21 protein-coding genes and 1 tRNA gene are annotated in these 23803 nt (G+C 37.5%); 12 read left to right on the forward strand and 10 right to left on the reverse strand.

The genetic code is table 11. The features are described 5' to 3' along the window. The first annotated feature begins 91 nt into the window (after positions 1-91). From aroC to ACVWYG_RS00710, 7 genes are all read left to right on the forward strand, one after another. Positions 92-1204 carry a chorismate synthase gene (gene aroC / locus ACVWYG_RS00680; protein ID WP_457268197.1) on the forward strand — a complete coding sequence of 371 codons (1113 nt, stop codon included), beginning with the start codon at positions 92-94 and terminating at the stop codon, positions 1202-1204. Positions 1205-1304: 100 nt separating this feature from the next. Beyond that, entirely contained in the window at positions 1305-2045 is a 741-nt protein-coding gene (locus ACVWYG_RS00685; protein ID WP_457268198.1) for a LytR/AlgR family response regulator transcription factor, read from the forward strand. A gap of 359 nt (positions 2046-2404) precedes the next feature. After that, positions 2405-3085: a GTP cyclohydrolase I FolE gene (gene folE, locus ACVWYG_RS00690; protein ID WP_457268199.1), complete on the forward strand. Its 681-nt coding sequence runs from the start codon at positions 2405-2407 to the stop codon at positions 3083-3085. Then, positions 3085-3801 carry an SDR family NAD(P)-dependent oxidoreductase gene (locus ACVWYG_RS00695; protein WP_457268200.1) on the forward strand — a complete coding sequence of 239 codons (717 nt, stop codon included), beginning with the start codon at positions 3085-3087 and terminating at the stop codon, positions 3799-3801. Before folE ends, ACVWYG_RS00695 begins: the two co-directional genes overlap by 1 nt. Positions 3802-3900: 99 nt before the next feature. Continuing rightward, positions 3901-5148: an NAD(P)/FAD-dependent oxidoreductase gene (locus ACVWYG_RS00700; protein ID WP_457268201.1), complete on the forward strand. Its 1248-nt coding sequence runs from the start codon at positions 3901-3903 to the stop codon at positions 5146-5148. Beyond that, entirely contained in the window at positions 5145-6203 is a 1059-nt protein-coding gene (locus ACVWYG_RS00705) for an oxygenase MpaB family protein (protein WP_457268202.1), read from the forward strand. Before ACVWYG_RS00700 ends, ACVWYG_RS00705 begins: the two co-directional genes overlap by 4 nt. A 34-nt stretch (positions 6204-6237) precedes the next feature. Continuing rightward, on the forward strand, positions 6238-6930 hold the full coding sequence (locus ACVWYG_RS00710) for a MarR family winged helix-turn-helix transcriptional regulator (RefSeq protein WP_457268203.1): 693 nt from the start codon (positions 6238-6240) through the stop codon (positions 6928-6930). 144 nt (positions 6931-7074) lie between these two features. On the opposite strand, the gene ACVWYG_RS00715 is transcribed toward ACVWYG_RS00710, so the two are convergent. The 7 genes from ACVWYG_RS00715 to ACVWYG_RS00745 all read right to left on the reverse strand — a co-directional run bounded on the left by ACVWYG_RS00715 (position 7075) and on the right by ACVWYG_RS00745 (position 14643). Continuing rightward, positions 7075-7158, reverse strand: a tRNA-Leu gene (locus ACVWYG_RS00715). Positions 7159-7369: 211 nt separating this feature from the next. Then, positions 7370-8134: an MBL fold metallo-hydrolase gene (locus tag ACVWYG_RS00720; RefSeq protein WP_457268204.1), complete on the reverse strand. Its 765-nt coding sequence runs from the start codon at positions 8132-8134 to the stop codon at positions 7370-7372. Positions 8135-8161: 27 nt separating this feature from the next. Further along, positions 8162-8410, reverse strand: coding sequence for a hypothetical protein (locus tag ACVWYG_RS00725; protein ID WP_457268205.1), 249 nt, complete (start codon positions 8408-8410; stop codon positions 8162-8164). 407 nt (positions 8411-8817) lie between these two features. After that, positions 8818-9468 carry a LolA family protein gene (locus tag ACVWYG_RS00730; RefSeq protein ID WP_457268206.1) on the reverse strand — a complete coding sequence of 217 codons (651 nt, stop codon included), beginning with the start codon at positions 9466-9468 and terminating at the stop codon, positions 8818-8820. A gap of 60 nt (positions 9469-9528) precedes the next feature. Continuing rightward, positions 9529-12096, reverse strand: coding sequence for a DNA translocase FtsK 4TM domain-containing protein (locus tag ACVWYG_RS00735; RefSeq protein ID WP_457268207.1), 2568 nt, complete (start codon positions 12094-12096; stop codon positions 9529-9531). A 476-nt stretch (positions 12097-12572) separates the two neighbouring features. Continuing rightward, positions 12573-13460 carry a flavin reductase family protein gene (locus ACVWYG_RS00740; RefSeq protein ID WP_457268208.1) on the reverse strand — a complete coding sequence of 296 codons (888 nt, stop codon included), beginning with the start codon at positions 13458-13460 and terminating at the stop codon, positions 12573-12575. Positions 13461-13638: 178 nt separating this feature from the next. Continuing rightward, positions 13639-14643 (reverse strand): fumarylacetoacetate hydrolase family protein, encoded by a 1005-nt coding sequence (locus ACVWYG_RS00745; protein WP_457268209.1) that lies wholly within the window; start codon positions 14641-14643, stop codon positions 13639-13641. An 833-nt stretch (positions 14644-15476) separates the two neighbouring features. Here ACVWYG_RS00745 and ACVWYG_RS00750 point away from each other — a divergent pair. Continuing rightward, positions 15477-16634, forward strand: coding sequence for a homogentisate 1,2-dioxygenase (locus ACVWYG_RS00750; RefSeq protein WP_457268210.1), 1158 nt, complete (start codon positions 15477-15479; stop codon positions 16632-16634). Between the two features lie 197 nt (positions 16635-16831). Then, positions 16832-17962, forward strand: a complete 1131-nt coding sequence (gene hppD, locus ACVWYG_RS00755) for a 4-hydroxyphenylpyruvate dioxygenase (RefSeq protein WP_457268211.1) — start codon at positions 16832-16834, stop codon at positions 17960-17962. A 239-nt stretch (positions 17963-18201) separates the two neighbouring features. Here the strand turns inward: hppD and ACVWYG_RS00760 are convergent, their stop codons facing one another. The 3 genes from ACVWYG_RS00760 to ACVWYG_RS00770 all read right to left on the reverse strand — a co-directional run bounded on the left by ACVWYG_RS00760 (position 18202) and on the right by ACVWYG_RS00770 (position 20207). Beyond that, positions 18202-18723, reverse strand: a complete 522-nt coding sequence (locus ACVWYG_RS00760; protein ID WP_457268212.1) for a DsbA family protein — start codon at positions 18721-18723, stop codon at positions 18202-18204. Next, entirely contained in the window at positions 18720-19193 is a 474-nt protein-coding gene (locus tag ACVWYG_RS00765) for a redoxin domain-containing protein (RefSeq protein WP_457268213.1), read from the reverse strand. Before ACVWYG_RS00765 ends, ACVWYG_RS00760 begins: the two co-directional genes overlap by 4 nt. 96 nt (positions 19194-19289) lie before the next feature. Beyond that, positions 19290-20207, reverse strand: a complete 918-nt coding sequence (locus ACVWYG_RS00770; RefSeq protein ID WP_457268214.1) for a DUF58 domain-containing protein — start codon at positions 20205-20207, stop codon at positions 19290-19292. A gap of 142 nt (positions 20208-20349) precedes the next feature. Here ACVWYG_RS00770 and ACVWYG_RS00775 point away from each other — a divergent pair, with 142 nt between their 5' ends. The 3 genes from ACVWYG_RS00775 to lepA all read left to right on the forward strand — a co-directional run bounded on the left by ACVWYG_RS00775 (position 20350) and on the right by lepA (position 23802). Next, on the forward strand, positions 20350-20691 hold the full coding sequence (locus ACVWYG_RS00775; RefSeq protein WP_457268215.1) for a hypothetical protein: 342 nt from the start codon (positions 20350-20352) through the stop codon (positions 20689-20691). Between the two features lie 306 nt (positions 20692-20997). Further along, positions 20998-21417, forward strand: coding sequence for an acyl-CoA thioesterase (locus tag ACVWYG_RS00780; RefSeq protein ID WP_457268216.1), 420 nt, complete (start codon positions 20998-21000; stop codon positions 21415-21417). Positions 21418-22014: 597 nt separating this feature from the next. Then, positions 22015-23802, forward strand: a complete 1788-nt coding sequence (gene lepA / locus ACVWYG_RS00785; protein WP_457268217.1) for a translation elongation factor 4 — start codon at positions 22015-22017, stop codon at positions 23800-23802. The last annotated feature ends 1 nt before the right edge of the window (position 23803 follow it).

Here is a 23803-nt window from a genome sequence, read left to right on the forward strand (position 1 = left end):
CTGCAAATCAGGAAAAAAAATTATACCTAAGTAGAGTTGGTTAAAATCCGACCGAAACTCTAAAATCTAAAAATTTAAATCGTAAATCAGTATGGCTGGCAATTCATTTGGAAAATTATTTCGCATTACTACCTTCGGGGAATCTCATGGTGTAGCTATAGGTGTAATTATTGATGGCTGTCCGCCATTGTTAGATTTTGATCTAAATTTTATTCAATCGGAATTGGACAAAAGGCGTCCGGGTCAGTCTAAAATTACAACCCAACGTAAGGAAAGTGATATTGTTCAGGTATTATCGGGGGTTTTTGAAGGTAAGACAACAGGCACGCCCATTGCCTTGCTTATTCCAAATGAAGACCAACGATCGAAAGATTACGGACATAACGTTGATATTTACAGGCCAAGCCACGCAGATTATGTGTACGATGCAAAGTATGGAATTAGAGACCATCGCGGAGGCGGCAGATCTTCTGCGCGCGAAACTGCTGCTCGGGTCGCTGCAGGTGCAGTTGCAAAATTACTGCTAAAACATTATGGTATAGAAGTATTTGCTCATGTAACGGCAGTTGGAATTCTAAAAGCGCCGAATTTAAAAAGCGAAGACCTATTGGCTTTGCTAAAAGTGCGAGAAGAGAATATTGTACGTTGTGCAGATGCGGCTACTGCAGAAAAAATGATAGCGTACATAGACGAAATTCGAAGAGATGGAGATACGGTTGGCGGTAAGATTGGCTGTATCATAAAGGGGTGTCCAACAGGTTTAGGCGAACCGGTATTTGACAAGTTGCATGCAGATTTAGGCAAAGCTATGTTGAGTATTAACGCAGTTCATGGTTTTGAATATGGATCTGGGTTTGAGGGAAGTGAATGGAAAGGATCAGAACACAACGATATTCCATTGCCGAAACCCGCAGGTGTGAAGACATTTGAAACCATAACAAATCATGCCGGTGGTATACTAGGTGGTATCTCTAACGGAATGGAAATCAATTTTAAAGTTGCTTTTAAGCCAGTAGCGACAATTATGCACAAGCAGAAAACCATTAATGCTGCGGGAGAACTTACGGAAATTAAAGGAAAAGGAAGACATGACCCGTGTGTAGTGCCAAGAGCAGTGGTGATTGTAGAAGCAATGGCCGCGCTGGTTATTTCAGATCACCTGCTGAGAAATCTCGGGATAAAACTCCCTAACAACTACGTATAAATGCTCATTATATACGTACATTTTTAATTTTTAGGTTTGTTTATCAACAAATTTTTTATTTTTGGTGTTGTCAGATTATCTGTCACTTAACGAATAAAAGATGTACCGCTGTTTAATAGTAGACGATAACGAAATGGATCGGAACATTATGGAAATGCATCTTCGCAAAGTGGACGAGATTGGTCTAGCGTCTGTATGTTCTAGCAGTGTGCAAGCCCTTCGTTTTATGTTAAACAATAAAATCGATATTGTTCTTTCAGACATAAAAATGCCCGAACTATCTGGCATTGAATTATTGAGAAGTCTTCCAAACCCTCCTTTATTTATATTTATTAGTAATTATAGAGAGTTTGGATTAGATGCGTACAGCGTAAATGCGATAGATTATATTGATAAACCAATTGTATTCGAACGGCTTTTAAAGGCGATTACAAAAGCCACAGATTACTTAAAACTTAAGGCAAAGGCAGAGGAAAATTCTTCATTGTTAAAAACCGAGGAGGAAAATTTTTTCTACTTTAAAGAACCAAGGGGAATCTCGAAACTAAAATTCCATGATGTAATATACATAGAGAGCATGGGAGATTTTTCTAAAATATTTACAAGTACAGAACAGCACGTAGTTCTGGTAAGCCTAAAAAATTTGGATCTGCAGCTTCCCTCACACCAATTTTTGCGGGTACACAAACAGTACATCATCAATATAAATCACATCGTAACGCTTAGTACTCAAAAGTGCTACCTCGATTTCGATTTCTCTGTACCAATCACCACCTCAAGCAGACAATACTTGTTAGAAAATGCGATCGGTAAACACACCATTTCCAGGTTTCTAAAATAAATTTAGACAAAAGATATTTAAAGTGGATATGTCAATATATCGGCGAGGTGTTGGCTGTGCACATATTTTTAAAGGTGTGATTACTCAGGCGCACCGTGTATTTTTAACGGATGGATTAGAACTCTATAAGTTGACAAACAATAAGTTAAGCAATACATTCTGTGTGATTTCTAGTCGAGCTTAAGAAAATTCGAAACTCCAAAATTTCCGATTATAAATTCTCAGATGTAATAATTGAAGCGATGTATGCTATGAAATATTATATCTTATAGTACGATATTGCATCACAAAGACAAATAAAAAACATTACCGTATTACTTTTGTTGATAGTTTATACAATCTAAATTTCATTGAATTTCATGGCAAGTAACAACAACATAACTGAATTAAAAATCGCCAACTCGGCAGCAAATGCTCAGCAAGAGCCTTTTGTACTATCCTTTGATACGCCCCTTAGGCCTGACGCATTTGAGATGGACGATGAGACCAAGATGGAACTTATTGCAAAGCATTTTAAAAGTATCATGCAAATACTAGGTTTAGACTTAGACGACGACAGCTTAAAGGATACGCCGAAGCGTGTGGCAAAAATGTATGTAAAAGAAATTTTTAGTGGTTTAAATCCTGCTAATAAACCAGAACCTACCTTATTTAACAATCCATATAAGTATAACCAAATGCTGGTAGAGCGAAATATTTCTGTTTTTAGCAATTGTGAGCATCATTTTGTGCCAATAGTTGGTAAAGCGCATGTGGCATATATTAGTAACGGACAGGTAATTGGTCTATCGAAATTAAATAGAATTGTTCAATATTGTTCGCAAAGACCTCAAGTACAGGAAAGGTTGACGATACAAATAGCAAATATGTTGAAAGAGGCTTTGAATACAGAGGATGTAGCGGTGATCATCGATGCACATCACCATTGCGTATCAAGTCGCGGTATTAGGGATGCAGGAAGTTCTACACTCACTGCAGAGTATGGGGGAAAATTTCTAAATGCAGAGACAAAAAACGAATTTCTAAAACATATCGGATAATGAAATTAGAAGGAAAAAATATTCTTGTGGTAGGTGGAAGTTCTGGGATAGGATTGGCTCTTGTAAAGTTGTTGGCTGCAGAAAAAGCAAACATTTATGTGGTTTCAAGATCCGCATCTGAGGAATGGTCTACAGATGTAAAATTTTTCAAAGCAGATATATTAGAAAGTATTGAAACACTTGAGACTTTTCTACCTGAAAAATTGCACGGACTTGTCTATTCTGTCGGGAGCATTACACTTAAACCATTTGGTCGGCTGACGGATGATGATTTTATAAACGATTTTAATTTAAATGTGCTTGGGGCTGCCCGCATCATCAGAAAAACATTGAAACCATTGAAAGATGCCGTCGGTGCGTCAATAATACTAATTAGCTCCGTAGCGGCTAAAACAGGGATGCCTTATCATGCGAGTATTGCTGCCGCAAAGTCTGGAGTGGAGGGAATGGCCTTAACGCTCGCTGCTGAATTAGCTTTCCAGCAGATTAGGGTGAATGTGGTTTCCCCTTCATTAACGGATACACCTTTAGCAAAAGCATTACTTAGTACGCCTGAGAGGCGTGAAGTTTCTGCAAAAAGGCATCCTCTAGGAAAAATTGGACAACCTGACGACATCAGTCAGTTAATTGCTTTTTTACTCTCACCAGAGAGTGGTTGGATTACCGGCCAAGTGATCGGTATTGATGGTGGATTGGGAAATCTTAGAACTGGTTGATATTGGAAAAGTCCACAATTCATGTGCGCAAAAATTAACTTTCAGGAAAGGTTTTTTTATTCATTTTCTAATTAAAACTGATTTATAAGCGCGTTAGAAATGGAAGGAAAAGTGATTATAGTAGGCGCCGGTTTAGCCGGTCTCACTGCTGCAAAGGTTTTAAAAGACGCTGGGAAATCTTTTCTTGTGATTGAAGCTTCTGATGCCGTTGGTGGAAGAGTGAGGACGGACGAGGTAGATGGTTTTTTGCTCGATAGGGGATTTCAGGTCTTGCTAACCGCCTACCCGGAAACAAAACGGTTCTTAAATTATAAAGCACTCGAATTACAAAGTTTCGACCCTGGCGCTTTGCTTCTTGATAAAAAAGGCATATCAAAAATTGGTGACCCATTACGACAGCCTACCGCACTGTTTAGTACTCTATTCTCGTCTGCTGGAACTTTTATAGATAAAATGCGAATGCTGAAGCTCAAACTTAATCTTTTATCGAAGTCGATAGAAGATATTTTTGGCGAAGAAGAAACAACAACCTTGGTTTATTTACGAAAAAAAGGATTTACCGAACTTATTATCCATAAATTTTTTCTTCCTTTTTTCAAGGGTATTTTTTTAGAAGATAAACTTAGCACTTCGAGTAGAATGTTCGAATTTGTGTTTAAAATGTTTAGTGAAGGAAGTGCCTCACTACCATCGAAAGGCATGGGAATGATTCCTGTTCAGTTGGCAGAAGGACTTCTTAAGGAAGAAATTATATTTAATAAAAAGGTTTCTGAAGTTGCGTCTGGTGGCGTAACAACAGCAGATGGTATGACCTATCCGGCAGATTTTATTTTAATCGCAACCGACCAGCTAAATGTACCTCTTCCAAATAAAAAACCCGTTTATAAATTTAATTCTGTAACAACTTTATACTTCAGTGCTGAGCAAAACCCATTCGAAAGGCGGCTAATTGCCTTGAATACTTTACCGGGAAAATTGGTAAATAATATGGCTGTCGTGAATAAAATAGCTCAAAACTATTCAAAAAATGGGCGAGCGTTGATATCTTTATCGCTTATTGGAAATCATACTAAAACAAGTGAAACCGAACTCATCAGTAAAGTTATAGCTGAGCTTAAATTGTGGTTCCCAGATGCGGTGCAATGGAAACACATAAAAACCTACCACATTCCTTATGCATTACCTAATGACGATAATGTTGTTAATGAATTGACTGAGACTACAATAAGATTGAATGATAGTTGTTTCATTTGTGGGGACCATCTTTTAAATGGATCCATTAATGCGGCAATGAAAAGCGGTAGAGTGGCGGCTGAAACTATTATAAATGAAATGGCTAAAAGATGACCGCTACACAAACCTATACCGACGAATTTTTAAATGCAAAAAGAGTCATTGGCGATCCTTCAGCTGATGAGTTTATAAGACACGTTTTTGCGGATGATTTGAAGAAAATCCAATTCCAGCAATGGCTGTTGGGCAACACCGGAATACCTCAACTAGATTTAATTTTCCCGGATGTCAATTTACTCCAACAAGCAACTAAGCTACCACATTGGGCAAACAGAAAACTGATGCAAGAGGGCTCCGCATTTTTTGCCATACATTCTCAAAATATAATGACGCTGCTCGGGCTCTTATCCCTTCCCTACTGCTATACCGCAGCAAATGGCGCAATGGTATTATATCTATCTGAACGGATAAGAAAGCAAACTTCAAAACGCCTTTATGACACGGCAGTATTTGTATGGGAAGTAATGGGACCCGATGGATTCTCGGATGCTGGAAATGCTTTTAATCAGATTTTTAAGGTGCGAATGGTACACGCTGCTGTACGTTATTATATGCTTCGAAGTGGTAAATGGGATGATGCATGGGGCATCCCGATTAATCAAGAAGACATGGCTGGAACGAACCTCTCGTTTTCGTTAATTGTAATACGCGGTCTTCGTAAATTAGGAATAACGGTGAGTGATAAGGAACAAATTTCCTTCTTGCACCTCTGGAAAGTAATTGGTTATTTTACTGGCTTGGCCGATGATTTAATTCCAGAAGATGGAAAGATGGCCATAGAGCTGGATTTTTCAATCAAACAGCGTCAATTCAGAAATTCTTCACATGGAGAAGAGCTTACCCAATCTTTAATCGATCATATTTTTTCCGTAAATAAGGGAAAAGCGACCAATAACGATATTCTTGGTCTTATGCGGCACCTACTAGGGGCTGATATAGCAGATATGCTGAATATTGCCGGACCCGATTTACCAAAATATAAGCTGTCATTAATTAGAGCGATAAACTTATTTAAAAGTATTAAGGCTAAGGGAGATATAAGAGCAACTTATTATAGCGCCTACACTACATTCAAAAAACAGAATCCTCAATTCAAGCAAGCTATTTAAGTTTGCCTGGAGCGGGGTTGATAATATTTTATAAATGAAATCATATAAATTAATATATCAATTGCTAAATCTTGTACAGCAACTTGAGGAGGAAAATAATGGGAAAGAACCAACGATCCAGGATTTTACCGGTTTTTTACTAAATAAAACACCACACCATTCCGACTACGTAGCGAATACTGAAGTGAGGTTTGGAAATAATGATTCCGATACACTCGAAATTGCATACCAATTGGATAATAATATTGGAAGATTATTTGTATTTATGAGCCGTTATGCAAAATTATACATCAAAAAAGCACTCGACGGGACCCCATTGCAGGCAGCAGAAGATTTTACCGCTCTTGCCATTTTGATGACCCATAAAAGCCTTTCAAAGACAGAACTTATTAAGCATAATCTACAAGAAAAGACTTCAGGGACAGAAGTTATCAGAAGATTAATCGCAAATGGATTGGTGATGCAATGGGACGATTTGGAGGATAAGCGAAGTAAACAAATTGCCATTAGCGATGCCGGTAAAGAATTGCTGCAACATGTTTTTACAGATATGAACGATGTAGGTAAAATGATTACAGGTAAATTGGCGCTTGGCGAAAAGCTGACACTTCAGTATTTGCTGCAGAAACTAGAGGACTTTCATTTAGATGTTTATGATAAGAAAGCCATTCTAAGCAAATCAGATCTGAAAAGTTTTGTAGAAGACAACTTTCCAGTAGCGTTGTGACCCTTTTTTTTAATTTAGAATTTGCGGTCAACAAGTAAATAGACTGCAATTATTACAAATTTACGTTAACCAATTCCGATAACCTTAAATCATTTATAATAAAAGCCTAATAATCAAATTATTAGGCTTTTATATATTTTCTTGTACCCGAGAGCAGATTCGAACTGCCACGCCGTTGCCAGCACCAGCCCCTCAAGCTGGCGCGTCTACCAATTTCGCCACCCGGGTATGGCGGCAAATATAACCAAGTTTTTCATACCTAAATAGAATTTTATTGGAGTTTAAAAAATTAACATCGCGCTAGCATCCTTCTTACAAGCGGTTGAGCGGCGTTATCGATTAAAACAAAGTGCGTTTGGCTTTTAAATCGTGTAAAGTCTTGCGCAATACATTTTAATAGCCCGCAATTGGGCAACACAATGCTGAATAGTTAAAGCAATTATAATTTTATTTTAAGGCCATCATAAGCGAGCGAAATACCTTTGGGTAGTTCTTCCGAAACCACCCGATGTAAACCCAAATTGTGACTAATATGCGTTAGATAAGTTTCATCAGCTCCAATTTCTTGGGCAAAATCTATCGCTTCTTGTAACGTAAAATGAGAAATGTGGTTTGTGCGCTGCAGCGCATTTAAAATGAGAACCTTTGTTCCTTTAATTTTTTCAATAGATGCCTTTGAAATTACTTTAGCATCTGTAATGTAAGTAAAATCACCAATTCTATATCCGGTTATTGGCAATAAATGATGCATGACTTCAAAAGGAATAATAGCAGTTTCCCCTACACTAAAAGTCTCTCCTTCGATAACGGTATGAAGGCTAATTTGCGGCAAACCATGATATTTAGTTTCAGCAAAAATGTAGCTAAATTCCTTTTTCAACGCTGATTGAACCCGCGCTGTTGCATAAACATCTATAATTTTCTTCTGAAGATAATTAAATGGCCTAATGTCATCTAAACCTGCAATATGGTCTTTATGTTCATGTGTATATAACACGGCGTCCAACGTTTTTACGTCGGCCCTAAGCAGTTGATATCTAAAATCTGGACCGCTATCTATTACAAAAGTCTTATCTTCTGCCTCAATTAATACCGAAGTCCTAAGTCGATTGTCATACGGGTGTTCTGATTGACACACTTCGCATTTGCAAGTAATTACCGGTATCCCTTGGGACGTTCCAGTACCCAAAAATGTAATATTCATCAATTAAACTCTCCCATTTTTCGAACACTAAAACAATTCTGTTTGCATTAAAGATTGGTAAAATTGCCTTTGTTTAGCTTGTAGAGTAACGTCGTTAAAACTGCTTTGTTTCACAAGCATTGCAAGTGCATAAATTTTCACTTCCAGATTAGAAAATTTATTCACTACCACTATTTTATCACGCTCTAATAGGCAAGATCCAGTTTTAAAGCTTCCTTTTTCATACCGTACCTTATAGCCCATAGCAAATAAAAGCTGCTCTAGTTTTTCTAGCATGTGTTTTGTATGCATTAAAGCCATCCTATCAAAGATAACGATACCATTCTAAAGTGAATAATTTTTCTTCAATCGTTCCTCGCAGGTCGATACAATGAACTCATTTTTTTGAACTTGCTCAAATATTTAACTAAACTTTATTCTTGATACAAAAGTTTACGTTCAGCGCAGTGTTGCAACCGATATGGACAATTTAACATGCAATCAATTATATTTTTTCTAGTCGAAACCTAAAAAAAGACGTGATTCGTATAGTCGCCACAAAAAGTCTACTACGATTTCCACGAAAACATTTCTCCAAAACTGATTTTCAGAAAAAACCGTTTTATTATCTAAAAATTGAATTGCGAACAAAAAAATAACTTAGGTTCAATTTAGTTCGAACCTGAGCTATTTTAAAAAACCTTTTATCTCAAATCTACCAATTCTACCCCAGGATGCGCTTTTGCGTCATATGCGAAAGTACTTTCTGGAATATTCGAATTTGGGGTGAAAGACTTTACATCATAGGTATATGTGTTTCCGTTTTTATCGAATAAAACAGCGCTCGCAATCTGCTTTGCCATTTTATCTATACTCAATCGAATTTTGAATATAGATTTTTTAGCATTAACTGGAGTCAAATCGATCATTTGATAAGTTTTATTACCTACTTTTTTCTCTCCCGTGTAGAGGTATTTAAATCCACTTTCGTAAACCGTAAAAATCTTTGCGGGATTGATTGCGTCGCTACTTTTGTCGACGTTACTCACCTGCACCTCTTTATCCTGTTTTAAAAGCGTCCACTGCGTCTTTCCATCACTATACAATTCTTGGTTTGTCATGGCCACCTTGTACTTGTTAGAGTTTACCTTAACAAATAATGTACCCTGTTGACTTTCTTTGACATTGGCTTTTGGGTTGGTTAGGGTAAAAGAAAAATCTGTCTTAATGTATTTATAAGATTTATATTTTTTACTTACCTCTGCCAAAATCGCTTTGGCTTTTGCATCCTGCTGTGCGTAGGCTATTGTTGTAAATCCAACAAAAACCATCATAGCTGCTACTATTTTTTTCATATTACATTTACTATTTGCAAGGGTTAAATATATAGAGCGATTATTTTCCAATTGTTTAATCTACTCCCCTCCCTTCATACCATTCAAGAATTGTTCCAAAGAATATTCATCTGGATATAAAACTTCTCTAGCCTTACTTCCCTCAAACGGCCCAACGATACCAGCGGCCTCTAATTGATCTATAATTCGGCCCGCTCGGTTGTATCCCAATTTCATTTTTCGTTGAATCAGGGATGTAGACCCTTGTTGGTGCATTACAATTAATCGCGCAGCTTCCTCGAATTTTGCATCTCGCTCGTTCGGATCGAAATCTAACTTTCCGCCTTCTCCGTTTTCATCAACATACTCTGGAAGTAAATAAGCATCAGAATAACCACGCTGATTGCCAATGAATTCAGAAATTCTATCTACTTCTGGGGTGTCTACAAAAGCGCACTGAAGTCTGATCAACTCACTTCCTGTCGCCAAAAGCATGTCTCCCCTACCAATTAGCTGATCTGCTCCACCAGTATCTAAAATAGTTCGAGAATCTATCTTAGACAAAACTCTAAAAGCCAATCTAGCTGGGAAATTTGCTTTTATCGTACCGGTAATAATATTTACAGAAGGACGCTGCGTAGCTAAAACCAAATGAATTCCAATGGCCCGGGCCAGTTGGGCCAATCGGGCAATCGGCGTTTCCACCTCTTTTCCGGCCGTCATCATTAAATCAGCAAACTCATCTACCACCAGCACAATAAAAGGCAAAAATCGGTGCCCATTTTCTGGATTTAGTTTTCGTTTGATAAATTTAGCATTGTATTCTTTTAGATTCCTTACCTGGGCATCTTTTAATAAATCGTAGCGCTGGTCCATTTCGATACAGAGCGAATTCAAGGTATTTATTACTTTTTTCGTATCTGTGATGATCGCATCTTCCTCTCCGGGAAGCTTTGCGAGAAAATGGCGCTCAATCTTATTAAAAAGCGTCAATTCGACTTTTTTTGGATCGACCAATACAAATTTTAACTCTGCAGGATGTTTGCTGTAAAGTAAGGACACCAAAATTGTATTAATTCCAACAGATTTTCCTTGTCCGGTAGCGCCGGCAACTAATAAATGTGGCATTTTAGCCAAGTCTGCAATGTAGACCTCGTTACTAATGGTTTTTCCCAGCGCTATCGGCAAATCCATATTCGTTTGGTTCCATTTTTCCGTTGCTATCATGCTGCGCATGGCAACCATTTCAGGATTGGAGTTTGGAACTTCTATCCCAATAGTTCCTTTACCGGGCATTGGCGCAATGATCCTAATACCGAGTGCAGCAAGAGATAAAGCAATATCGTCCTCTAAGTTTTTTATCTTGGAGATTCGAACTCCCGGCGCCGGAATAATTTCATAAAGCGTTACGGTTGGTCCAATAGTGGCCTTTATCTTATCTATTTCGATGTTGTAATGATTAAGCGTCTCGACGATCTTGTTTTTGTTTGCCTCTAATTCTTCGGCATTTACAGATATCTTGCTCGATCCATAATTTTCCAGCAATTCTAACGTAGGTTTTTTGTAACCTGGAAGATCAAGTGTTGGATCATATGCACCAAACTGCTCTACCAAATCTTCAGACTTTCTATCTTCGGCGCTTTTTTCTACCGTTAAAGGCGTTGAAACAACAATTTCCTCTTCGTGCTCCCGCTGCTGTTCGACAATTAATGGGGGTGCAGTAAGTTTATTAATAGGCAAAGGTGTTTTCTGAGCTGAAGTTACCGGAACAAACTCTTCTCTTTCCCGTTCCCGCTTTCCTGGATCTACTGAAATGTTTTGCGCCAATCGATCATTCAATGTGGGTCGCTTTGCAGTCTCGCCATAGGGTGCCATGTCTGCTCGATCTTCATTAACCAACTGATTTTTCTTTAATCCATCCGCTGGCTCTAAGTCGTCTTCAAAATATTCTCTTTTATGAAACTTAAAATCAATGTTGTAAGCCACGATTAGCACAGTTAACCCTGCAAAAAGAATTAATCCGGCAACACCTGCGGTCCCAATTTGGGCGGATAAGATTTTATTGCTCCAGAATCCAAACTCTCCTTCTAAAAAATGCGGAGACTCTGACCAGAATCCATGAGCAAAGCCTAATGTTATTGAGATAAAAATTAAAAGAAAGAAACTATAGCCTAAGGTTTTAGAAATAGACAATATCCTGACTTTAAATAATAACCTATATCCGATAATGAAAAAAACCAATACAAATAAAAACGAAGCAATGCCAAACCATTCATAAATAAATTGATGGGATAGTAGGGCACCAAATTTTCCAAGCCAATTTTGAACCACTGTAGTATTTACACCAAGAGTTTTTAATTCTTCTGTCGTTTTAAACAAGTTACTCCAGCCGCCATTCGCATCTATAACATAACTTTGATCGTCTTGCCAAGTAAATAAATAAGACGTAAATGCAATTAGGAAGTAAAGGGATGAAATAATGAAAAACAGGCCGAAAACCTTAACGGCACGCCCATCTTGCAAATCGAATTTCGGTAGATATTCTGCTTTTTCAAAAGATTTTTTTGCCCTAGATGATTTGCCAGAGGTATTTTCTGTACTGTTATTTCTGAAAGAATTGGTTTTAAACTGATTACCACGTGCGGACATCTTCTTTGTTAAAATTTCTAATTAGTAACAAACTTATGCAAATCTGCGCAGCATTTACAAAAAGCTTTGAGAAAATTGTTGGTTTCCAAAATTATAATTGGCGTGCAAAGCTTTGCCATGTAATTAACACAATAATCAAAAATAGTAACAAATAGACTTTACGATTAAACCATGTGTCCACATCCTCGTCTATTTAGGAATACGATTAGGTTTTGAAGATTATTGATTTTTGTTTTAGGTTTATCCCGTCTCGAATAGCTTTAGCGAGGCGGGATTTTTTTATTATGGGCCGTTCGATGTAAGTCGCAAAATCCGTTTTCGCAATTATCTTGACTAGTTGATCCTTCCAGGTGTTGTTCTAAAAAAATTGTTAAAGGTCTTCTTCATTGTAGCGCTTCAACACGCCACGCTTTCTAAGAAAGAAACTTTTAGTTTGGTTAATGTTTTGAAGTCAATTACCTTCGCGTGTTTTATTTCTAGAGTAAAATTACAGTTAATGCTTGTTTAATATTGCCCTGAAGGAGTAAACGTTTTGCGAGCGTATGCAACTCAATTTCTCTGGTTTTGCTATCGCCAATAGTTACATCTAAAATTTCTTTAACCTCCGCTAAAGACATCGCTGCATCTATTTCTTCTGCGGACGGTAAGATTTCTAAATTTCCCAACTGACCTAAATCGTTGCCGCTTAAAACCATAGAAAGTCTTACATTTTTTGGCAAAGCATCCACACCGATTCCTAAAGTTCTAAGTGGTTTTGCTACCTCAAACAAACTTTCTGCTGTAACCCTACTATACCAATTTCCACCAAGTCTGGCAACCAAGTCTATTTTTTGTTGATCTATATTTCCGTCTTCTCCTAAAATTCCTTCGTTTACGTGAATGACTACAACTTCTGCAATTACTAAATTCCCGGCACCTTTTTGCTTGCCGAGATTAATCACCTCATTTATTTTACATTCTAACTGTACTGGCGCTTCTAATACCCTAGGCGGTTTTACCAATATGGAATCAGCCATCGTAAAACCCGCTTTTTCAAACTCATTGACTTCTTTTCCATATTCGGTACTTGCCAAACTCATCTGTTGCACCATCGCATAGTTTACGATATTTATAACGCATTCCTTCACTTCAAGCACATTGTCTAATGTATGTTTGGTCGAATTATCGCGCATACGCGTAACCGGAGAAAAAACGCAAATTGGCGGATTTATGCTAAATAAGTTAAAGAAACTAAATGGACTTAGGTTAACATTTCCTTCAACGTCTACAGTAGATGCAAAACAGATTGGACGAGGAGCAATTGCATAATATAAATAATTTTGAACTTGTGAGGGTTGTAAGTCCTCTACTTTGAACGATCGCATATTGAATTTTTTTGATGGATTTATTTTGAAAGTAGTTAAATAGATGAACGAAAACGGCAGAAGCAAAAATGCAGCTAAACCATTAAAATGCGTAGCGTAAAACTCGCCCTTGATTTCCTAAAATAAATCGAGCTGATTGCCAAAAGGGCAACCAAAGTTAGGAGAGCCAAGGGAAATTTCAGCATTTTTTCTTTTTTAATGCAAGTATGGAAAGTGTACTTGTATCGCTAACAATGGTATTTGTAAGTGCGCCCAATCCAGTTATTTCCATTTCGACCACATCGCCAGGTTGTAACCACTGCGGTTTGTAATTGGGATCTGCTATTTTCGCTGTTCCATTTAATTCTAAGAAACAACCAGTTCCGACTGTCCCAGATCCAATTACATCGCCCGGAAGCAATTCTACGCCATACGCACAACGCTCTATAATTTCTGCAAAAGTCCAATTCATATCTGCTGCAGAGCCGCTAGAAACCAATTCTCCATTTACGCGGCAACTCATTTTCAAATCGTAAACGTTACCAACATGCCCGTTTTTTGTTGGTATTTTAAATGATTCAAGTTCATCTGGCGTAACCATCCACGGACCAATGCAGGTCGCAAAATCTTTTCCTTTTGAAGGACCTAGATTTAATCGCATTTCTTCCATCTGTAAAGTTCTTGCGCTTAAATCGTTCATAATCATGTAACCTGCGATATATTCATCTGCCTTTGCGGCGAGAATGTTTCGGCCTTTTTTCCCAATAACTACGGCAAGCTCGAGTTCGAAATCCAGTTGCTTAAAATGATCTGGCATGCAGCTAATTTCTCCGGTACCAAAAATTGCATGGTGATTGGTAAAATAGAACACCGGAAATTCATCAAATTCGGCAAGCATCTCCATTCCTCTATTTCGTCTGGAAGTTTGTACATGTTGCCTAAAAGCATAGGCATCTCTGCAACTTGTGGGATGTGGTATCGGAGCTAAGAGCTCGTAAAAAACTTCTTCCTTTGCACGCAAACTATTGGTCTTAATTTCATGATCAACTTCTTTTGCGCGTTCCATCAATACATCCCCACCCATTAAAAATGCATTCATATTGTCCGGAATTAATTTATCGCAACTATTGAGGTTGTAGATGTGGCCATTCATATAAATACCTAAATGTTCTTGCTCTTCGGTTTTGTAGGAAACTAATTTCATATGTATATGAATTACAGGTTTAAGTAAAACTAATAATTTAACTTAGAAAAACATCCGTGTGAGTAAATGAAAAAGAATTGCTCAAATGCATGTCTTTTAAAATCTCCTCTGCGGAGGGCTGACTCGTGGTCATCGCTAATTCAAAATTATATATTTTGGAGATCGTCTTTTATAAGTGAGAAATATTGGCTTCTGATTTTATATAGTGTCTTTCGTTCGCAAAAAGGGGCCAATTATAGATTCCAAATCAGCTGAAATTGGTGGACGAAATAATGGTTATGCAAAATCAGTCAGCGAGATTTTAAAAATAAGACAATAAAAAAATTCTGCTCCAACACCTATTACTGAACCCAAAATACAGCGACGATTAACAATATTTCCCTAATTTTTCAGCTCCGTTGCTATATGTCCCCTATGTTTTGCTAGCGCTAGTCCATCACAACATTCCGCGTAAAAAATATTTCGGGTCTTTTGTGTTAGTTTTCTATTACTTTGATTTTGCATTTTTCCATACGATGCGCTCACCTAAACAAATAAATTAGGAATGCGAATAAAACAATGGTCCAACTTTCCTGTTCTTAATTTTAGCGACCTAAAGTTAATTTTTTAATCGTTAGAAAATAGCTACATTAGCGACATCCAGAGCATGATTTTAAAAGCATTACATATAAATCTAGTAAACAACGCCATCGCAATGCGTCGTTACAAGATGCTTTCTAAAATTATCATGGCTCAATATTCTTTCGAAGATTAAGCCTCAATAGCTTTTAGCGTTTCGGCCAAAGGCCAGATTCTAATTCTCTAAAAATTTTCATCCAAAATATTAATCGATTATGCCTGTTTATCATAAATTAGGTCAAATTCCTCCAAAACGTCATACCGTTTTTCGCAAACCTAACGGAAATTTGTATGCCGAAGAACTTGTTTCGACCGAAGGTTTCTCAAGTTTGTATTCTCTCGTTTACCATTGCCATCCACCGACATTGGTAAAAGAATTAGGCGAACCTTACTCTGTAGAACCTAAAATTGCCCGTGAGAAGCATTTAAAGCACACCAGTTTAATCGGTTTTAAAATTAAACCAGACGATGATTACTTAAAAAGCCGAAAGCCTGTTTTAGTTAACAACGATTTGCATATTATACTTGCTGCACCAAGAAAATCTATGACTGATTATTTTTATAAAAACAGTCAGGCTGATGAAATGATTTTTGTTCATGAGGGATCAGGAAGGTTAAAAACAGGTTTTGGAAACATCAAATTTGGCTACGGCGATTATCTAATTATTCCCAGAGGGACTATTTATCAAATGGAATTTGATGGAGCAGAAAATCGTTTATTTATCATTGAAAGTTTTAGTCCGATAAGGCCTCCAAAACGATACATGAATAAATATGGCCAGTTGATGGAGCACTCGCCTTATTGCGAACGCGATTTAAGATTGCCAGAAAACTTAGAAACCCATGATGAATATGGCAATTTTAAGGTATTGATAAAAAAGCAAGGATTGATTTATCCCTACACTTACGGAACTCATCCGTTCGATTATGTAGGCTGGGACGGATATCACTATCCTTATGCATTTTCTATCCACGATTTTGAGCCGATAACAGGCAGGTTACATCAACCACCACCGGTACACCAAACTTTCGAGGCGGATAATTTCGTAGTTTGTTCTTTCGTTCCACGTAAATTCGACTACCATCCAGATTCTATCCCGGCGCCATATAACCACAGCAATGTAGACAGCGATGAAGTGTTGTATTATGTAGATGGAGATTTTATGAGTCGGAAAAGTGTAGTTAGGGGACAAATTACTTTACACCCTGGCGGTATTCCGCATGGGCCACATCCGGGAACAGTAGAAAAATCTATCGGACAAGAAAAGACAGAAGAGTTGGCCGTTATGATAGATCCTTTTAAACCTTTGATGCTTACTGAGGATGCATTAGACATCGAAGACGAGAATTATTATAAAAGCTGGCAGGAATAAAGGAGAGGCTAAAGGTTGAGGGTTAAAACTTTAAGTGGCATATAGAAAACTTTATCTACATAATATCCTTTGATCCTTGGTTAACAACTTTGAGCGCATTGAGGTAAAAAAGAACCATTAAAACGCATGGCAGAATTGCCTTTTACCTTAAACCTCACACCTACTAGCTATTACATATCACCTAATAAAAAACAACAATGAGTACACAAACATTTGCAGAGAAAATAGCCGAGGCACAAGATTTTTTACCCATAAACGGCACGGATTATATAGAATTTTATGTTGGCAATGCAAAACAGGCGGCACACTATTATAAAACTGCCTTCGGATTTCAGTCTTTGGCTTATGCCGGTCCAGAAACGGGCGTTAGAGATCGGGCCTCTTACGTGTTACAACAGGGAAAAATTAGATTGATACTGACTACCGCATTAAAATCAGATCATCCAATCTCAGAACATGTTAAAAAGCACGGAGATGGCGTAAAAATTTTGGCGCTTTGGGTAGATGACGCTTACAGTGCATTTGAAGAAACCACTAAACGCGGAGCAAAACCCTATATGGAGCCAAAAACCATTAGCGATGATGACGGAGAAGTACGAATGAGCGGCATTTACACTTATGGCGAAACGGTGCACATGTTTGTTGAGCGGAAAAACTACAACGGTCCTTTCATGCCAGGCTTTAGAAAATTGGAAAGTGATTACAAGCCAGATGAAGTTGGACTACTTTACATCGATCATTGTGTGGGGAATGTAGGATGGAACCGCATGAACGACGCCGTTAAATGGTATGAAGATGTAATGGGCTTTGTTAACATTCTTTCATTTGATGACAAACAGATCAACACGGAATATTCGGCCTTGATGAGTAAAGTAATGAGCAATGGAAATGGCTTTTCTAAATTTCCGATTAACGAACCTGCAGAAGGAAAAAAGAAATCCCAGATCGAAGAATATTTGGAGTTTTATGAAGGCGAAGGCGTTCAACATATCGCTGTAGCCACAAAAGACATTGTTAAAACCGTAAAAGCGCTAAAATCTAGAGGTGTAGAATTTTTAGGCGCGCCACCGGAAGCGTATTATAACATGATGCCTGAGCGTGTTGGTAAAATTGATGAGGAAATTAGAATTTTAGAGGAATTGGGCATTTTGGTCGATTGTGATGAAGAGGGATACTTACTCCAAATTTTCACCAAACCGATAGAAGATAGACCTACCTTATTTTTTGAGATTATACAGCGTAAGGGTGCACAAAGTTTTGGTGCAGGTAATTTTAAGGCCTTATTCGAATCTTTAGAACGCGAACAAGAGCTTAGGGGGAATTTATAGAACAGGTTAATCTGCTTACAAATTCAAGTTTACATTTTCAAAAAGCAGATTAATTAGTGGTTTGATGCCCCTAAATGTAAGGAACTTCATATTTCCTTCATAAACAAACTGCACCTTTGAAATAACAAAACACAAGAAGCGATTTCCGTTTTGTTAACTCTAAAATTCATAAATAGTTTTTTAGTTTTCCGGTTACCCTTATCTGATACCTCATATACTTAACGTATATGAGGTTTTTTTTAATCAGTACTTCCTCTTAACATATCGAACAGATCTTCTGCGCCACCATCAAATTTTTCTCCATTTACGTAAAAAGATGGGGTTCCATTTACGCCACTCCTTACGCCGCCTTCAAAATCTACTTCTATTTTTTCTTTTAGATCATCAGATTGTGCTAAATCCCCTTCAAATTGCTGCACATCCAAACCAAGTTGCGCTGCAAGCTGGATGAATAAGTCTGCTGATAAATCATCTTGATTCTCAAACAGCGCATTGTTCATTTCCCAAAACTTGCCTTGTTTTGCAGCGGCTTCGGCTGCGACTGCTGCGGGATAAGCCATTGGGTGTGATTCGGTATGAGGAAAATTTCTAAAAACGAGCGAAACTTGTCCTTTAAAATAATCCACTATGTTTTTTAAAACATGATGCGCATGTGCACAATGCGGACACTCATAATCTCCATATTCTACCACCACTACCTTAGCACCTCTGTTTCCCTGGAAATGGTCTTCTTCAGTTACTGCTGTTTTTAATTTGCTCATGACTTATTTTTTTGTAATTCCTCTAATGCATCTAATATGCCATCGGCCCCTGGATTGACCGCGGTTGGTGCCAAGTAGCTCCAAGAAACTTTTCCCTCTTCGTCTATTACAAACAACGCACGTTTGCGCTCCCCTAACGCTTCATCATATATGCCATAAGCCTTAGAAACCTCGCCTTTTGGTTCAAAATCGGCCAAGAGTGGGAAATGTAAGTTTCGATCCTTACTAAATGCGCTGTGACACCAGGTGCTATCAACAGAAAGACCAAGGATTTGCGCATTTTTTTTAGTAAAAAACTTAAGCATTTCGTTGTATAGAGCCATCTGATCACTGCATACCGGACTCCAGTCAGCGGGATAAAATGCCAGAATTACATTTTTCCCTTTAAAATCTGATAATTTTAAGTGTTGATCTGGAGTCGCCTGCAGCTCAAAATCTGGCGCTTGCCTACCTTTTTCTAAGATTTCCATGCAAGAATAAGTTTAAGATGTCTTTAAAAGGAAACATAAAAAAAGGGGTAAAGTTTTTTAACATTTTAAAGCAAAGAGAAAAGCGTAGGTAGTTAACTAATTCATTTTTTGTCTTTTGATGAGGTAATGCTGCAAAACGGGAAAGTAGCCCTCTGCTACATCTGCATCAATCAAATCTATTTTATACTGATTGCACTTTAAAGCAATTTTTTGTCGGTAATCGTCAATAGCTTTTTTGTAACTTTCTTTTACACGACTGGCGTGCACTTTGACAACTTCATTAGTTTCCATGTCCACAAATTGGTGCGGTCGGTTTTCAAAATCGAATTCTATTTCTTTACCCTTATCTAATACATTGAAGATAATCACTTCATGCTTATTGAATTTTAGATGTTGTAGGGAACTGAAAAAGTCAGCGATAAGATCTGAATTTGCATCTGTGGTTAGCAAATCGCTGAAAACAACGATAAGAGATCTTTTGTGAACAAGATCTGCTAATTGATGCAGCGCGTAGCTTATATTTGTTTTTACTGATTTCTCATCCCGATCCAACAATCCTTGCATCTGGTTGAACAAGAACTTTTGGTGCGCAGTGGTTGATTTTGCATCAGCGTTTAGAATAATTTCATCTGTAAAAAGACTCAGACCGAAGGCATCTCTTTGCCTTTTTAATAACATCATCAAAGCTGCTGCCGCCCTTACTGAGAAGGCCAACTTGCTATTTTTTCCTTCAGGGAAATACATGGAGGAAGAAACGTCAATTATAAATTGACAACGTAAGTTTGTTTCTTCCTCGTATCTTTTGCTATATAATTTATCGGTTTTGGCATATAGTTTCCAATCAATATTTTTTACCGAATCGCCAACATTATATTGCCTGTGTTCTGCAAACTCAACCGAAAAGCCGTGAAAAGGACTCTTATGTAAACCAGTAATAAACCCTTCTACTACTAGATTTGCCAAAATTTCTAAATTACCAAAGTTGATTTCTGTTTCTAATTTAGGGTGTTGCATGAGCTAAAGTTAAGGAATATACACGGTTTTTTAAACGGTTTTAATTGCTAAATTCGATATTTTGAATACTAAAAACGCTGCGGGTCAGTTTATTTTCTGGGGTTTCTTGTGTATATTCGTTATGTTAACTACATGTACTCACATGAAAAATCTACTCCTGTTATCCGCTCTTTTCTTTTCTTTCAACGCATTTGCTCAAGAAAAGATTCCAGCGGGTCAAACCGAAAATCCAGTGTATAGCTGCGATTCCGCTATGGTCAATAATGATAAAAGTATTTCGTCTTTTTATGGTCACGCAAATTTTAAAAGCAATTTACTTGAAATTAAAAATGCTGACAAAATTGTATCCAATTGGGAAACAACAGAAGTTTTGGTGACCGGCAAATTCGAATATCTAATGAATGGAGAAATACAGGTTAAAGACGGGGGAGAAAAGAAAACCTTAAGATATAAGATTGGTGAATCAATCGCTTACATTTATTGAAAACAGCTAGGTCTTGAATGACAAATGATTCTGAATTTCACAAGATATTTAATAAACGTAGTAGGTAGTTTGCAGAATATGGGTCGTCGTCAACGGCAAATTTTTCACTTTTAAACTTAAAAAGGTATAGAAATTTAGTAAACGGCATATTTAGCCGTTCGCGGTAAAAACTGTCCTTTTTTTCACTTTGACAACATCAAATTTTTATTTATTTTGCATCTAATTGATGAATTATCTCAATTTCAAACAAATCAAAACAAATTGGTCTATAGTTTATTTATACTTTTACAGATAAAATAAAAGGGATTGGAAAATAATCAATATAGCATATTCGAAACTGAACTTAGAGTGCGTCCAGATGATATAGATATGTTTAACCATGTTCATAATAGTAGATATTTAGATTTTGTACTCGCTGCGAGGTATGAGCAAATGAGGGATGATTACAAAATGCCTTGGGAAGCGTTTACCCAACTTGGCTATGGCTGGGTAGTAAGTAGGGTAACGATGAATTTAAAGCGACCACTATATATGAACGATATCATGCTGATTAGAACGGGTGTTTTGAGCATGCAGACGAAAGGCTGTTCTGTACAGTTTGAAATCTTAAACAAGAAAACGGGCAAGGTTGCCTCAGATGGAATTTTCGATTACGTTTTGGTTGAATTGTCTACTTACAAAAGCGCAAAGGTTACTGACGAAATGTTAAAAGCCTATAGCATCTAAATATTTTTATTTCAGTTAGACCATATTTTCGAAAGATAATTCTAAGGCGAGATTCAGAAAACCTAGGTTTTTGATGCTTATTAAAACTCCTTTTTCTAATCCTGAATTACGATGGATTATATTACACGATTGTACCCCTAGTTGAAAAATTAAATTTACCAAAAATTAATACTATTTCAGGCTTTAGATATCTCAAGGATTATTTGAGCAAATGTCTGATATGGAAAATTTAAAACCAAAAGAATTAATTCAAGGGCTAGTCGATCATTGTGGTTGGAATTGCTACATTCGTTCTTACAATTGTCGATATATATTAATGAGTAGCCTAGCCAAGAGAAACATACACCCGGTTTTCGATAGGCAAAATTTTTTTTAACCGACCCTACAGTTTTTAATACTTTGGCATTAACAATAAGTTAAAAAAAGAAACGCCATTTACAGTCTACAAAAAAAATAAAGAAGGACTTTCACTTACATGCTTTTTCTGAGTAGCATTTTGTGCAAACTTGCCGACTTCGCCTTTTTGAATTTACCCCTCATTTTTGGTTGAATTTTCCACATTCTAATATACCTTAAAAACTATATCTTTGCGCAAAGATGAAGCACATACGAAATTTTTGCATTATTGCACATATAGACCACGGCAAAAGCACTTTAGCAGATAGGCTACTTGAATATACAGCTACTATTTCGCAGCGTGAAGCGCAAGCGCAACTGTTGGACAATATGGATTTGGAGCGCGAGCGGGGCATTACCATTAAAAGTCATGCCATCCAAATGAACTATAAAGTCGGTGAAATAGAATACAATTTCAACTTAATTGATACTCCCGGACACGTAGATTTTTCTTATGAAGTTTCTCGCTCTATCGCTGCTTGCGAGGGCGCGCTACTCATTGTTGATGCTTCACAGGGCATTCAAGCACAAACCATTTCGAATCTTTATTTGGCATTGGAGCATGATTTGGAGATTATTCCCATTTTAAATAAAATGGATTTGCCGGGTGCAATGCCAGAGGAAGTGAAAGACCAGATTATTGAATTGATAGGTTGTAAACGCGAAGATATCATTCCTGCTTCGGGAAAAACTGGCCTAGGAATTCCAGAGATCATCCAAGCAATTGTAGATCGGGTGCCCGCTCCAATTGGTGACCCCGAGGCGCCTTTACAAGCGCTCATCTTCGACTCTGTTTTTAATTCATTTAGGGGAATTATTGCGTACTACAAAGTTGTTAATGGCCAGATCAAAAAAGGCGATAAAGTTAAATTTATAAATACCGGTAAGCAATATTTAGCAGATGAAGTAGGCATTTTGAAATTGGAAATGTCGCCAAGAAGTGTGGTAAAAACCGGAGATGTAGGTTACATTATTTCCGGAATTAAAGAAGCTAGAGAAGTAAAAGTTGGAGACACTATTACTACAGTTGAAAGACCTGCTACTGTTGGCATACAGGGTTTTGAAGAGGTTAAACCAATGGTTTTTGCGGGGATTTACCCTGTGGACACAGACGAATATGAAGAGCTGCGCGAAGCCATGCACAAATTACAGTTAAACGATGCTTCTATTGTATTCGAGCCGGAAAGCTCAGCTGCATTAGGATTTGGATTCCGCTGCGGATTTTTAGGAATGTTGCATATGGAAATTGTGCAAGAACGTCTAGAGCGCGAGTTTGATATGACAGTAATCACCACGGTACCCAACGTTTCTTACATTGCGCACACTACTAAAGGAGATGAATTTATCGTAAACAATCCTTCTGATTTGCCAGATCCAAGCAAGTTGGAGTCTGTTGAAGAACCTTTTATAAAAGCTACCATCATCACCAAAGCGGAGTTTGTTGGACCAGTTATGTCACTTTGTATCCAGAAAAGAGGAATTATTGTCAACCAAAGCTACCTCACATCAGATCGTGTAGAATTAACTTTCGAAATGCCAATGGGCGAAATTGTATTCGACTTCTATGATAAATTGAAAACCATTTCTAAGGGGTACGCTTCGTTCGATTATCACCAAATGGGTTATAAAAAGTCTGATTTGGTTAGGTTAGACATGCTGTTAAACGAAGAACCTGTAGATGCATTATCTTCATTGATTCACAGAAGCAATGCTTACGATTTTGGTAAGAAAATATGTGAAAAATTGAGAGAACTAATTCCTCGTCAGCAGTTTGAGATAAAAATTCAAGCTTCCATTGGCGCCAAAGTAATTGCTAGAGAAACCATAAGTGCGCTCAGAAAAGATGTTACCGCCAAGTGTTATGGTGGTGACATCTCCCGTAAGCGTAAGCTGTTGGAAAAACAGAAAAAAGGTAAGAAAAGAATGCGTCAGGTTGGAAACGTGGAAATACCCCAATCTGCATTTATGGCAGTATTAAAATTGGACTAAA

The organism is Pedobacter sp. UYEF25 (genome assembly GCF_054061655.1).

Excerpts from the sequence above, each read along its gene's own strand:
- aroC (WP_457268197.1), top strand. The coding sequence starts at position 92 with ATGGCTGGCAATTCATTTGGAAAATTATTTCGCATTACTACCTTCGGG.
- ACVWYG_RS00685 (WP_457268198.1), top strand. The coding sequence starts at position 1,305 with ATGTACCGCTGTTTAATAGTAGACGATAACGAAATGGATCGGAACATT.
- folE (WP_457268199.1), top strand. The coding sequence starts at position 2,405 with ATGGCAAGTAACAACAACATAACTGAATTAAAAATCGCCAACTCGGCA.
- ACVWYG_RS00695 (WP_457268200.1), top strand. The coding sequence starts at position 3,085 with ATGAAATTAGAAGGAAAAAATATTCTTGTGGTAGGTGGAAGTTCTGGG.
- ACVWYG_RS00700 (WP_457268201.1), top strand. The coding sequence starts at position 3,901 with ATGGAAGGAAAAGTGATTATAGTAGGCGCCGGTTTAGCCGGTCTCACT.
- ACVWYG_RS00705 (WP_457268202.1), top strand. The coding sequence starts at position 5,145 with ATGACCGCTACACAAACCTATACCGACGAATTTTTAAATGCAAAAAGA.
- ACVWYG_RS00710 (WP_457268203.1), top strand. The coding sequence starts at position 6,238 with ATGAAATCATATAAATTAATATATCAATTGCTAAATCTTGTACAGCAA.
- ACVWYG_RS00720 (WP_457268204.1), bottom strand. The coding sequence starts at position 8,134 with ATGAATATTACATTTTTGGGTACTGGAACGTCCCAAGGGATACCGGTA.
- ACVWYG_RS00725 (WP_457268205.1), bottom strand. The coding sequence starts at position 8,410 with ATGCTAGAAAAACTAGAGCAGCTTTTATTTGCTATGGGCTATAAGGTA.
- ACVWYG_RS00730 (WP_457268206.1), bottom strand. The coding sequence starts at position 9,468 with ATGAAAAAAATAGTAGCAGCTATGATGGTTTTTGTTGGATTTACAACA.
- ACVWYG_RS00735 (WP_457268207.1), bottom strand. The coding sequence starts at position 12,096 with ATGTCCGCACGTGGTAATCAGTTTAAAACCAATTCTTTCAGAAATAAC.
- ACVWYG_RS00740 (WP_457268208.1), bottom strand. The coding sequence starts at position 13,460 with ATGCGATCGTTCAAAGTAGAGGACTTACAACCCTCACAAGTTCAAAAT.
- ACVWYG_RS00745 (WP_457268209.1), bottom strand. The coding sequence starts at position 14,643 with ATGAAATTAGTTTCCTACAAAACCGAAGAGCAAGAACATTTAGGTATT.
- ACVWYG_RS00750 (WP_457268210.1), top strand. The coding sequence starts at position 15,477 with ATGCCTGTTTATCATAAATTAGGTCAAATTCCTCCAAAACGTCATACC.
- hppD (WP_457268211.1), top strand. The coding sequence starts at position 16,832 with ATGAGTACACAAACATTTGCAGAGAAAATAGCCGAGGCACAAGATTTT.
- ACVWYG_RS00760 (WP_457268212.1), bottom strand. The coding sequence starts at position 18,723 with ATGAGCAAATTAAAAACAGCAGTAACTGAAGAAGACCATTTCCAGGGA.
- ACVWYG_RS00765 (WP_457268213.1), bottom strand. The coding sequence starts at position 19,193 with ATGGAAATCTTAGAAAAAGGTAGGCAAGCGCCAGATTTTGAGCTGCAG.
- ACVWYG_RS00770 (WP_457268214.1), bottom strand. The coding sequence starts at position 20,207 with ATGCAACACCCTAAATTAGAAACAGAAATCAACTTTGGTAATTTAGAA.
- ACVWYG_RS00775 (WP_457268215.1), top strand. The coding sequence starts at position 20,350 with ATGAAAAATCTACTCCTGTTATCCGCTCTTTTCTTTTCTTTCAACGCA.
- lepA (WP_457268217.1), top strand. The coding sequence starts at position 22,015 with ATGAAGCACATACGAAATTTTTGCATTATTGCACATATAGACCACGGC.